This window comes from Arthrobacter sp. 210 2 (genome assembly GCF_059093025.1).
In genome coordinates this window covers 59107-71229 of record NZ_JBNHIE010000006.1, presented here as the reverse complement: position 1 = coordinate 71229, position 12123 = coordinate 59107, and the positions used below count along the sequence as shown (strand labels likewise).

Below are 12123 nucleotides of genomic sequence, written 5' to 3'. Positions count from 1 at the left end.
TCCCTCAAGGTTTGGCGGTGGCCCCCAGGCCGGCACATCGGAGTACCCGGTATTGGACTCTCCGTTCCCCGGGCAAGCCTACCCAAGGGGCAGTAAGCCCGCGATGGGGAGGTCTCCCCCCGGGTCCGGCCTGCTGCATCTCTCTGCCAGGCTGTCAGCACGGCGGCACCCCGGCATTTCCCGGCTCGCCCAGGGTGGTGGAACCAGCCACAACGTAGCGGCCCACGTTGCTGGCAGAGCCTGCCTCGATCCGGTACCAGGCGCGAATCGGGTTGGGGGTCCAGTGGTCGCTCTGGATGATGTAGCAGCGGACCACCAGAGTGTGGTTGTCGGCAACGTACAGCCACGGCGGCCGGTGCGCGTTGATGCCGTCGCAGTCATAGTAGGGTGCCGGCCGGTAGTTCGCCCCGCCCAGGGTGTAGGTGCAGGACCGTACAAAAGCCGGGTCTGCGGAACTCAGCCGGGTGGTCCATTCGCCGCGCTTGCCGGAGGTGGCGGTGGCGCTGACCTGGGCGCTGCCGGTGCCCAGGGAGTTGAACGTCTGCACGGTGATGGTGCGCTGCTGTTCCCAGCCACCGGTGTTGATCGTCCTGCTGCCGGAGGGGGCAACACTCTCCCAGCCGCCTCCACTGATGAGGATCCGGGTTTCCGCGACGTCATTGGTGGACGTGGAGGGCGATGACCAGCTCAGGGTTACGGTCTGGTCATTGAGCTGTCCGTTGGTGCCGCTGGCGGAGGGCGTGCCCGGTGAGCCGTACGGCGTGACCCTGGCGGGTGCACTGGCGTCAGAGCTCGGCGCCACGGTGGAGACCGCGGTGACGGTAACGGCGATGGCCTGGCCGTTGGTGAATCCACCCACGGTTTCGCCGGGGCTGATGGGCCCGCTTTGTCCTCCCGCCGAGTAGCGGTAGCTGACTTCCTCCGCCCGGGACCCATTGCGCTGCGCGTCCGTGAGCCTGTTGAACTGGATGGTGACCTGCCGGCCGGCGCCGTTTGTATTGGCGGGCGTCGCGCTGACGCCGGAAACCTGGGCGAGTTTTCCGGTGGCGCGCCGGGGGGCCGAGGGTGGGCTGGCGGCGCCCTTGCCGGCCTTGTTTTCGGCCTGGACGGTAAAGGTGTAGGCCGTCTCGGAGTTCTGTGCCCGGAACACGGCAGTGCGGACTGTCCCGGCCACCACCTGGGTCTGTGGGGCTGCGCCCCCGCCATTCATGGTGACGTAGTAGTTCCGGATGGGATCGCCGTTGGTGTCAGGTTCGGCCCAATCCACCCTGATCTGGTTTTCGCTGCCCACCGCGGAGGCCACAGCCGTGGTGGGTGCAGCGGGGGCGGCCGGAACACCGGCAGGGTTGTCCTCTACGGAGTAGATGCTCCATTCGGAGGGGCCAAGTTCGTTGACTGCCTGCGCGCGGACCCGGTATTTGACGCCGTTCGTGAGGCCGGTCCACGTGTAGTTCAGGCCGGCCACCTCATTTTTGACGGCGATGCCGTTGGAAGGCGGCGGCGAGATCTCCAAGTTATAGTGCTTGACCGCGGAGCCCTCCGTCTTGGCGGCAGGCCAGTTGATGACCATGTTCCTGTCGCCGGCTTTGACCGACGGCGCGTCCGGCGGGGAGGGCTTTTCATCCGGCCGGATCTCGTTCGAGGCCGCCGACGGACTGGATTTGCCCACCTCGTTCTCGGCGATGACGGTGAAGACGTATTTGACGTCGTTGGTCAGCCCCGAGAGGGTACACGTGGTGGTGGGGCAGGCCTGGGTGAAGCCGTTGTTGGATTCCACGCGGTAGCCGGTGATGGCGGCGCCATTGTCCGACGGCGGCGCCCACTTGAGGACGGCTGTCCGGCTGCGGACGTCCGTGGCGGAGGGGGCAGAGGGCGCGTCCGGCACGTCACGGACGGTCAGCCGCAGGCGGCCGGTTGCCTGCCGTGAAACGTCGCCGGTCTTGTCCACCACCGTGTAGCGGACCACCATCACGCCTTTGAAGCCCGGTGCCGGGGTCACCGTGACGGAGTCACCGTCGAATGTTGGTTGTCCCGCCGCAGATCCCGTTTCCACTCCCGCGGCAACTATTTTCAGCGGTGCATCGTCGAACGGGTTTCCGTCGTTGCCCAGGACGTTGACGGTTTCCGTCTTGCCCGCGTTCGCTTTTTCGACGACGTCGTCGTTGGCCACGGGCATGGGCCTGTTGGAGGCTACGTGCCGTGCGGAGATGTTTGCTTTCACCGCCGGAGACCTGCCGTCGGTGACCCGGACGGGGATGTTTCCGGTAAACCCGGCCGCTACCGACGTTTCGGCCCGGACTTCGAGGATGGAGCCGTTCACGGAGGCCGAGAATCCGGCGGGCAGACCGCCGTCCAGCTCAAACTTCAGGTTGCCCTTGTCCTGTTCATCAACATCCGCAGCGAGCGGCCCGAGGTCGAGCCGGGCTGTTTCGGCCTTGGGTACATCCAGTGCAGCACCGCTGAAGGTGGGCGGGTGGTTGGCGTTGGGATCCGGTATCACCCTGGTCATGATGACAAGGGTGGACTTCAGGCCCTGGGGATCGTCCGGACCGTTGCCGTCCGTGACTTCGAAGGTCAGGGACCCCGGACCCACGTAGTCGGCCTTGGCGGCGTAGCGGAGCGCGGTCCCGTCTCCGGCAATGACGTTTTCGGGCGAAGCACCCTGGACCTTGACGGCGTCTGCCACGGTGATGCGCGGCCGCTTCCCGTCGCGCACCCGGACGTAGTCGCTGAGTTCGAGGGTGACGTCCTTGCCGGCCATCACTTCGACGACGTCGGTCCTCGACAGGCTGGGGTATTGGGCTCCCTGTCCGGGGATCCATATAACGGCGGTCGAACTCAGGCCGTCAACATCCGTGACGGTATAGGGAATCAGCTGGTCCTCCGGCGTGAGGGTCACCACCACGTTGCCGGAGCCCCCGTCCCGCGCGTTCGGGTTACCGTCCGGGAGGCTGATCTTCAGGTCCGCGGCGACGCCGTCGGCATCGGAGTCGTTCTTGAGGACCGGGACGTCGACAGCGGCCTTGCCGAGGGTTTCCGAGGGCGTAACCCTGTCATCCTTCGCGGCCGGACGCTTGAGCTCGGCGTCGGGACTGATCCGGATCCGGATGGCAGCCCCGGCCCCTGCCTTCTTGTCATCCTGGATTTGGTAGCCGATGCCGGCGTTCCCGGCAGTCGACGGGGCTGTGAAGAGTACCTTGGAGTCCTCGGTGGCTTCCGCCTGGAGCTCGGGCAGTGCCTCGAACGAGCCGGCCAGCAGGGCGATGGGGTCGCCGTCGGGGTCGGAGTCGTTGGCCAGCGCGTCCACCGCAACTTTGCGCCCGGGCCGGACATCGATGGAGTCTTCCACGGCGATGGGGTTCTGGTTGTTGGCTTCCGGCGGGGCGATGCCCACAATCACGGTTCCCGTGTTTTCGGCTCCGATGCGGTCGCGGACCCGGTAGGTGAAGGTATCGGTGCCTGCGGCGTCGCCGGCGGCGGTGAATTCGAGGTAGCCGTCCTTGACGGTGGCCGTACCCATCGCGGCGGCCTTGTCGATGCCGATCAGCTGAACGGAGTCGCCGTTCGCGTCTATCCCGTCCAGCGGTACCGGGATCTTCACGGTCATCCCGGAGACAACCCGGGCCGTCAGGTTCCGCGGCTCGGGGCGGGAGTTGCGTTCGTCGTCGCGGGCCTGGATCCGGATGGTGACCTGCTGCGAGTCCACCTGGCCGGTGTCATTCCGCACCTTGTAGATGGCGTAGACGGTTTTGGGGGTCTCGCCGGCAATGAACCGCAGCGTGTCCCCGGATACGAACATCCGCCCGTCCGCGGCATCGGGCTGCTGGGCAAGTTCGGGAACCAGTGCCAGTTTCCCGCCGTTGGGGTCAGTGTCATTACCCAGGACCGGGATGGTCACCACGTCCCCGGCGCGTACGGTGGCCTCGTCCGGCTTGGCCTGCGGCGGCTGGAGTTTGGCGGGGGCCGGGACCAGCAGCACCGCGATCTCGCCCACTGCGGACGCGCGGCCATTGGAAATGGTGTACTTCATGGTCAGCTGGCCTTCGGCACGGATATCCGTCATGCGGACCACCGAATGGTCCAGGACGGAGACGCTGACCGGCAGGCCGGAGTCCGCGGTGACGGACTGGACTACCAGCACGCCGCCCGACGGGTCGGAGTCGTTCCCCAGCACATCCACCAGCACGCTGCCGCCGGTGGGAAGCAGGGCGATGTCGCGCACCGCCACCGGTGCGCCCTCATCGTTGCCTGTAACGACGTCGACGCGGACCAACTGCTGGGCGCTGGCCGGCCCGTTGGTCACCAGGTAGGAGACGTAGTGTGCCCCCAGCACCTCGGAGTTGAAGGTGAAGGTCTGCTGGTCGGCCCCGATGGTGGCTGTTGACTGCTCATCCGTTGTAGCCTGCGCCAGGCGCAGGGATCCGCCCTGCGGATCAACGTCGTTCTTGAGCGGGGCGATCACGGTGTCGGCGCCGGCCACGGCGATGACGTGGTCGGCGTTGGCCAGGGGCGGCAGTGCGCCCGGCGCGCGGACGTCAACGGCAATCCGTCCCTCGGCCGTGGCTTTTCCGTCGGAAATGCGGACGGTGAGGACTTTGCGGCCGGGGGCTGTTCCCGAGTCCTGGAAGGTGAGCTGGCCGTCGGGCCTGATCCGGACCTGGTCCAGTGGGTCCGGGCTGGTCACGGATTCCGCGAAGAGGTCGTCGCCGTCGGGGTCAATCCAGTTGGGGAGGATGTTCTGGGTGAGCGCCTTGCCCTGCTGGAGCACCAGCGTGGTTTCGCGGTTGGGTTTCTGCTGCGGCGCTGAATTTTCGCCGGCAGGAACAATGCGCAGTGCCACGTCGGCAGTTCCTGACAGTCCGCGCCCGTCGTCCACTGTGTACTGGAAGGAGTCTGTTCCGGTCTTGTCGGCGGGCACCGCGACCTGGAAGCCGGTGTCGCCGTAGATGGTGGAAAGGGTTCCGGACTTAACCTCGGCGGGCGGTCGCAGGGTGAGGATGTCGCCGTCCGGATCCGTATCATTGTCCAGCACGGGCAGGATGGTGGTCTTGCCGGCCCGGACACCAAAGGCATCCGGTTTTGCCGAGGGCGGGCTGTTGGGTTTGGTGCGGTCGGGCAGGACGGTCTGCTGGACTTCGTCGGCGGAGTCCTTGTCCGCGTCGTCCGACGTTTCCTTGGGTGGAATGACGTCGTCCCAGTTGTTGACGAGCTGCATGTTCTGGTTGACCAGCCACACGTTGCCCGAGTTCACATCGTTCAGGACCACCAGGTCCCGGTTCACCCGGAAAACATACGACGGCGACGCACTGGCCTTGGGCACATCCACGTTCTTGTCAGCAGCATCATCCACACAGTCCCGGACGTACTTGTTCGCCCCTGACCACGCCGCGTGCACACACCCGCCCAACTGCACCGGCGCAGCCGGGACACCCTCGCCGTCGAACGTCACCGTTTTGGCCGTGCCGCCATCCAGCGGCTGCTTCAGCAGCGCCTTCTGCGTGGAAACTGCCACAAAGTCGCTGGCCGGACCGCCCTGCTGCAGCTTCGCCTCGCGGGCGTTGTCCAGCTGCAGTCGCTTCCCGCCGGGCAGGAACAACTCTCCCGCAGCCGCATCAAGAACCACCGGCTGGTCCCCCACCACCGTGATCTGCAGGTCGCCCGCGCCCTTCAACTCGCCCCACGTCTCGGACTCCGAGGACGTGACCTCACCGTTGGCATCAACACCGGTCACCGTCACCACACCCGACTCCGGATCCGCCGAGTAAATCCGGTCATCCTCCCCCACAGCCGACACGGTGCCCTCGGAGCCCACCAGCACCGGCTCGGTAGCCTCCTCATCAAAACCATTCACCGTCGACGGCGACACCGCCCACACCTTGCCCGAGGCCGCATCCGTCACCGAGATCACCTCTGAGCCGAAACTCACATCAGCCGCCCCCGGCAACTGCTTATCCCCACCCAGGCGCATGTTCGCCGGCGACACCTGGTTCAACGTCGAACCAGACTCATCATCCACAAACACCTCCCCCGCGTCCTGCAAAATGTCGAACGTCGTGGACGCCGGCGTCACCGCACCATCCAGGACACGCGACGGATAATTCAGCCGCCCCACCGCATTCTTGGACTTCGAGACCACCCACACACCACCATCGTTCAACTCCACCTCAGTGGTCTTGAACCCCGGATAGACGATGGCGCCAACCACCAGGACAGTGAGCGCGAGGCCGAAAATTGCTGAGGTAAGGAGCCGGGACCGCAGGAACGAGGTGCGGAACGGTGCGGCTGGCGCGGCGTTTTGCGCGCGACTATGTCCGCGAAGTTTCATGGAAAAGCTTCCCCCAAGTATTTTCCGGCGCCGGCTTCCGGCCGTGCGGCGGCCGGGCACACCTAATATAGCCCGTAAGACCAACAAATGGATAAACTGTGCGGAAACGCGGCCCTAATCCAGGACGAGCCCTTTGCCAAGGCCGCGGGCGAGCCTGACGGGCCGGATTTCGCCGAAGCCCCGGACGTTTTCCGGCGGCTGGGGCATCAGAACAAAGCGCTCATCCTGCTCAAGGGCGGAGGCGGTCATTGAGTCCACCAGCACCGTTCCGGGATCAGCAAGGGTGGTAAGCCGGGCCGCGAGGTTCACGGTGGGGCCGTAGATGTCCCCCAGTCGGGACAGGATCCTGCCCCACACCATTGCCACCCGGGCTTCCGGCAGGATTTCATCCTCCGTGAAAGCCTGGGCCAGGGCGAGGGAGATTTCGGCACCGGCAGCCGGAGTTTCGGCAATGTAAAGGACTTCGTCACCGACCGTCTTGACCAGGCGCCCGCCGCCGACGGAAATGATTTCGGCGCACTTGTTTTCGAAGCGCTGGACCAGGCGCGCCAGCGTCTTTTCGTTCATGCGGCGGGACAGGCTGGTGTAGGACACCAGGTCGGCGAAGCCCACGGCGCGCGCCAGCGGCAGCGGCGCGTCATCCTCATCGCCCTCACGGCCCTCTTCGCTGGCCTGCAGGCCCGCTTCGGCACGGACGGCGAGCCGCTGGACTCCGGCGTTGAGTTGCCGCCGCCAGGAGTAGACAAGAACCTCTTCTAGGGCATCAACCAGGGCGGGCAGTTCGTTGACCAGGCGCTTGCGCGCCACGGCGTCCGTGACGCCCTGCTCGTGGACCATGTCCTCCACGAGGGCCTCGATCTGCCAGACCACCATGCGGTCCGTCATCTGGCCGATGGAGCGCGTGACGGAGATCGCCGCTTCCTCCGTGAGCTTGCCGGACCGGACCAGGTCCACCACGGTGGAAAGGGCCGCCTGGTCGCGTTCGGTAAAGGCGACATCCTCATCGCCAAAGTTGGGGAAGCCCAGGGCACGCCACAGCTTGCGTGCGGACAGGAGCGACAGCCCGGCGCCGGCGGCCACCTCACGACGGCGGAGCTTGCGTTCCCCGCCGAGCAGCCGGCTTTCCAGCGCCTTCATCGCCAGCCGCTCCGCGGACATGGTGCCGGTGGCAGGGTGGGGGTCCGCCGCGGGTGCGGGCGCGATGGATTCGACGCGTTCCTGCTGGTCCTCATCGTTCATCCCGTCCACCTTCTCTCATTTCCCACGGCAAAGCTTCGGCGGGGTAGTGCGTTGTGCCGCCCGGCTGGGCATCACGTTCCTCCGGCAATTCCTCGATGGCATCGAGGATGAAATCCCGGAATGTGGCAACCTCGGGCACGTCCTGGAATGTCACCACGCCCTGGTGCCCGGTTTCCAAGGATATATTCCCGGAGCGCAGGAGGCGTTGCAGTACCGACTCGTGGACGGTCAGGTTGCGCACCGACGCCAGGTTGACCTGCTGGTCCCGCCGTTTCAACCTGCCGTATCTGGCCACCATCCTTCGGCTGGTGAGGGTGTACCGCGTGCCGTGCCAGCGCAGCAGCTTGGGCAGGCAGAAGCCGAGCCAGACCCAGGCAGCCGCGGCAATGCAGGCAGCCACCAGCCACGGCGTCCATTGTGCTGTGAGGAAAGGTACATGGCGGCGCGCCTCTCCCCGAAGGATCCAGGCCGAAGCGTACGCCGCCAGCGCGGGCGACACGATGAAGGCGAGCGCGGCTCCTGCCAGCTTCCTCGGCTGCGGGCGTGTGGTGACAATCACCTGTTCGCCCGGAACGAGGTCTTTACGCATAACCGCCTTGGCCGGGGTCCTCGGGGGACGTCCAGGGGCGCAGGTGCACGACGTCCCCGGCGGTCACCACGTGCTCCCGGGAGTCCCGGTCCATCACCAGCAGCGACCCGTACTCGTCAAGCCTGGAGGCGTGGCCGATGATTTCATGGTCGCCGGGAAGCTGGGCGCGGACCTGCTTGCCGAGTGTCACCATGACCGCTTCCACCCGTTTGTGCAGGGAGGGTCCGCCGGCCATTCCCGCTGCCGGATCGCCGTCGGCGTTGCAGAAGCTGCGGTAGAGCACAGCGAAGCGTGAAAGGTAGCTTTTCAGCAGCAGGGTACGGTCTGCCGTACGCGCACCCTCCAGCACCACGGAGGTGGCCGTGGGGACCGTCAGTTCGCCTTCGCGCAGCGTGACGTTCAGGCCGGTGCCCAGGATGACCGGGGGCACGGTGCCGTCCACCATGGGCCCAAGCTGCGCCAGGATGCCGGCGATCTTCCTGCCGCGCACCAGGACGTCATTGGGCCATTTGAGTTCGGCCGGAAGGCCGGCAGTCTCCAGGAGGGTTTCGCGCAGCGCCAGGGCAGCAATCAGTGAAAGCCAGGAGTAGCTCTGGGTGGGCAGCGGCCTGCCTTCGGCATTCACGGGCCGCAGGACCACCGAGACGGAAACCGAGCTCAGCGGCGGCGCTTCCCAGTGCCTGTCCAGGCGGCCGCGCGCGGCCGTCTGGTACTCGGCGGTAAGGACCGACAGGTCCGGCCAGGCCTGCGGCTCCACCGTGACGGCGCGGAGGAGGTCCGCGTTGGTGGATCCGGTGGAATCCACCACCTCGAGCCGGGAAATGCCTGCCGAGGCCAGGAAACGCTGGTCGTCCAGGTCCCCTCGGTCCAGAGGGGTGCCGGGGGTGCGTGCGTCATCCATGCCTAAATCCTAGCGAGCTAATCCTTCCCCGGCGGAGTTGACCTGCCCCCGATTGCCCGGCGCGGCGTGCCGCCCGCCGCCCTACAGGAAGATGTCCGGAACCAGCCCGTCCTCGGGCGCGCCCAGGCTGTAAGGACGGAAATCCGTCACTCCTGCTGCCGCCAGGACCTGCTCATCGGTGTAGAAATTCCCGGTCACTGCCCCGCCGGGCACAAAGTTGCTGCCGGTGAGGATGGCGTGGGCGGCATCGGCCATGATCTGCGGTCCGCGGGCCGCCTGGACCATTACCTCGCCATGAGGCATATTGCGGATGGCCGCCGTGTCGATCAGGGTGCACGGCCACAGCGAGTTGACGCTGATCCCGTCCGCCTTCAGTTCCTCGGCGAGCCCAAGGGTGGTCAGGCTCATGCCGTACTTGGCCATGGTGTAGGCAAGGTGCTTGCCGGCCCAGTATGGATCGAGGTTCAAGGGCGGTGAGAGGGTGAGGATGTGCCCCCGCCCGGAGGCGCGGAGTGCGGGCAGCGCAAGCTTGGACAGCAGGAACGTGCCGCGCACGTTGATGTCCTGCATGAGGTCGTACTTTTTCATGTCCACGTCGTCGGTCCGGGACAGGTCAATGGCGGACGCATTGTTGATGACGGCGTCGATGCCGCCAAAGTGTTCCACCGCGGCCGCCACAGCGCGGGCCACGTCCTCGTCCCGGCGCACGTCACCCACCAGGGGCAGGGCCTGGCCGCCGGCATCCACAAGCTCCCGGGCAGCCGTATGGACAGTTCCGGCGAGCTTGGGGTGCGGCTCCCCCGTCTTGGCCATCAGGACGATGTTTGCGCCGTCCCGGGCGGCGCGCCGGGCAATGGCCAGTCCGATGCCGCGGCTTCCACCGGAGATAAGGATGGTCTTCCCGTGCAGCGAACCTGCGGCCCGGTACGGGCTCCCGGGGGCGTGCAAAGCGTCATTGCTTGAAGTCATGCAATCACTCTAACCCAAGTAAGTTACTCATGAGTAACATAGCAGGTGCGGGTGGCGGCACGGCAGAAAATTGTAGGTTCCCTACAGCTGCGGGCGCCCAAACCGTCACTAGACTTGCCAACAGGGTTCGTCCTTTGTGTGGAAGCTACTTAAGCTCCGGCATGACTCAGCCCGCCAGCAACCAGAGCGCCACAGAACCAATCTGCAACAGAGCCGGAGACACTTGATGAGCCACGATCTGACCACGACCGCGGGAAAGATTGCCGATTTCCGTGACCGCCAGGCCCGTGCCGAGCAGCCCTCCGGCCCCGAAGCGATCGAAAAGCAGCACGCGCGCGGCAAGAACACCGCACGGGAACGCATTGGCCTCCTGCTGGATGAAGACTCGTTTGTGGAATTCGACGCCCTCGCGGTACACCGCTCCACCGCGTTCGGCATGGACAAGAAGAAGCCCCTCGGTGACGGCCTGGTATCCGGCTACGGAACGGTGGACGGCCGGCTGGTGGCTGTCTACAGCCAGGACTTTTCGGTCTACGGCGGCTCCCTCAGCCAGGTCAACGGGGAAAAGATCGTCAAGGTCCAGGAATTCGCACTGCGCAACGGCTGCCCGGTGGTGGGAATCCTGGACGGCGGCGGCGCCCGCATCCAGGAAGGCGTCGCATCGCTGGCAATGTTCGCGGACATCTTCCGCAACAACGTCCACGCTTCCGGCGTGGTCCCCCAGATTTCCCTGATCATGGGGCCTTCCGCGGGCGGCGCGGCCTACTCCCCCGCACTCACCGACTACGTGGTGATGGTGGACAAGACCTCGCACATGTTCATTACCGGCCCCGACGTAATCAAGACCGTCACAGGCGAGGACGTGGACATGGAGACCCTGGGCGGAGCGCGCCAGCACAATGCCACCACCGGCACATCCACCTATCTTGCACAGGACGAAGCGGACGCCATCGAATTCGTGCGTGAGCTGCTGGACTTCCTGCCCTCCAACAACCTCTCTGAAGCCCCCGTGCAGGAGCACCAGCAGGAGCTGGAGATCGACGACGACGACCTCGCCCTGGACACGCTGGTCCCCGATTCCGCCAACCAGCCCTACGACATGCGCAGCGTTGTTGAGCAGATCGTGGATGACGGGCACTTCCTGGAGATGCAGGCGCTGTACGCGCCCAACGTCATGATCGGCTACGGCCGGGTGGAAGGCCACACGGTGGGCATCGTGGCAAACCAGCCGTTGCAGTTCGCCGGCACGCTGGACATCGCGGCCTCGGAGAAGGCTGCCCGTTTTGTCCGCCACTGCGACGCCTTCAACATCCCCATCATCACCCTGGTGGACGTCCCGGGCTTCCTGCCCGGCAAGGACCAGGAGTTCCAGGGCATTATCCGCCGCGGAGCGAAACTCCTCTACGCCTATGCCGAGGCCACCGTTCCCAAGCTGACGGTGATCACCCGCAAGGCCTACGGCGGCGCCTACATCGTGATGGGTTCCAAGAAGCTGGGTGCCGACCTGAACCTGGCCTGGCCAACGGCCCAGATCGGCGTCATGGGCGCCCAGGGCGCCGTCAATATCCTGTACCGCCGGGACCTCGCGGCCGTGGCGGAAGCGGGGGGTGACGTCGAGGCCCGGCGCGCCGAGGTTATCCGCCAGTACGAAGAGGAACTCCTCAACCCCTACCAGGCGGCCGAGCTGGGCTACGTTGACGCCGTCATCGCACCCTCGGACACGAGGATCCAGATCATCAAGGGGCTGCGCGCACTCCGCGACAAGCGGGCCAGCCTCCCCACCAAGAAGCACGGAAACATCCCGCTGTGAATAGGGAGAACCCGGTGGTTGAGCCTGTCGAAACCCCTGAACCGCCTGCCGCTCCGCTGCTCTCTGTTGTCAAAGGACAGCCGAGCGCCGAGGAACTGGCGGCCCTGACCGCCGTCGTACTGTCCCTGGGCGGCTCGGCACCTGCCCCGGCCAGCACCCCGACGGTCCGCCACTGGGTGCGCCGGCAGCAGCTGCGGCTCGCTCCCACACCCGGCCCCGGCGCCTGGAAGCGCAGCCAGGGCTGATCCCCACCCCCTCCGAGACGTAGCCCGCGCCTCCTTTCGGAACCT

Annotated in this window: 7 protein-coding genes; 2 read left to right on the top strand and 5 right to left on the bottom strand. The window is 66.1% G+C overall.

Annotation, left to right across the window (positions count from 1 at the left end; translation table 11 throughout):
• Window positions 1-154: 154 nt before the first annotated feature.
• The 5 genes from AC5RWA_RS12870 to AC5RWA_RS12850 all read right to left on the bottom strand — a co-directional run bounded on the left by AC5RWA_RS12870 (window position 155) and on the right by AC5RWA_RS12850 (window position 10023).
• Complete coding sequence (locus AC5RWA_RS12870; RefSeq protein WP_494057916.1) at window positions 155-6325, bottom strand: Ig-like domain-containing protein; 6171 nt, start codon at window positions 6323-6325, stop codon at window positions 155-157.
• Between the two features lie 114 nt (window positions 6326-6439).
• Window positions 6440-7564 (bottom strand): adenylate/guanylate cyclase domain-containing protein, encoded by a 1125-nt coding sequence (locus tag AC5RWA_RS12865; RefSeq protein WP_494057915.1) that lies wholly within the window; start codon window positions 7562-7564, stop codon window positions 6440-6442.
• On the bottom strand, window positions 7554-8153 hold the full coding sequence (locus AC5RWA_RS12860; RefSeq protein ID WP_494057914.1) for a PH domain-containing protein: 600 nt from the start codon (window positions 8151-8153) through the stop codon (window positions 7554-7556). The genes AC5RWA_RS12865 and AC5RWA_RS12860 overlap by 11 nt, the downstream gene beginning before the upstream one ends.
• The gene (locus tag AC5RWA_RS12855) at window positions 8146-9054 is read right to left on the bottom strand and encodes a biotin--[acetyl-CoA-carboxylase] ligase (protein ID WP_494057913.1); all 909 of its coding nucleotides are present in this window, start codon (window positions 9052-9054) and stop codon (window positions 8146-8148) included. The genes AC5RWA_RS12860 and AC5RWA_RS12855 overlap by 8 nt, the downstream gene beginning before the upstream one ends.
• An 81-nt stretch (window positions 9055-9135) precedes the next feature.
• Complete coding sequence (locus AC5RWA_RS12850; protein WP_494057912.1) at window positions 9136-10023, bottom strand: SDR family oxidoreductase; 888 nt, start codon at window positions 10021-10023, stop codon at window positions 9136-9138.
• A gap of 226 nt (window positions 10024-10249) precedes the next feature.
• Here AC5RWA_RS12850 and AC5RWA_RS12845 point away from each other — a divergent pair, with 226 nt between their 5' ends.
• The gene (locus tag AC5RWA_RS12845; RefSeq protein ID WP_079595614.1) at window positions 10250-11833 is read left to right on the top strand and encodes an acyl-CoA carboxylase subunit beta; all 1584 of its coding nucleotides are present in this window, start codon (window positions 10250-10252) and stop codon (window positions 11831-11833) included.
• Window positions 11830-12078, top strand: coding sequence for an acyl-CoA carboxylase subunit epsilon (locus tag AC5RWA_RS12840; RefSeq protein ID WP_494057911.1), 249 nt, complete (start codon window positions 11830-11832; stop codon window positions 12076-12078). The genes AC5RWA_RS12845 and AC5RWA_RS12840 overlap by 4 nt, the downstream gene beginning before the upstream one ends.
• The last annotated feature ends 45 nt before the right edge of the window (window positions 12079-12123 follow it).

Bases quoted from the DNA above. Each gene is read 5' to 3' on its own strand.
- AC5RWA_RS12845 (WP_079595614.1), top strand. From the start codon at position 10,250: ATGAGCCACGATCTGACCACGACCGCGGGAAAGATTGCCGATTTCCGT.
- AC5RWA_RS12850 (WP_494057912.1), bottom strand. From the start codon at position 10,023: ATGACTTCAAGCAATGACGCTTTGCACGCCCCCGGGAGCCCGTACCGG.
- AC5RWA_RS12855 (WP_494057913.1), bottom strand. From the start codon at position 9,054: ATGGATGACGCACGCACCCCCGGCACCCCTCTGGACCGAGGGGACCTG.
- AC5RWA_RS12860 (WP_494057914.1), bottom strand. From the start codon at position 8,153: ATGCGTAAAGACCTCGTTCCGGGCGAACAGGTGATTGTCACCACACGC.
- AC5RWA_RS12870 (WP_494057916.1), bottom strand. From the start codon at position 6,325: ATGAAACTTCGCGGACATAGTCGCGCGCAAAACGCCGCGCCAGCCGCA.
- AC5RWA_RS12865 (WP_494057915.1), bottom strand. From the start codon at position 7,564: ATGAACGATGAGGACCAGCAGGAACGCGTCGAATCCATCGCGCCCGCA.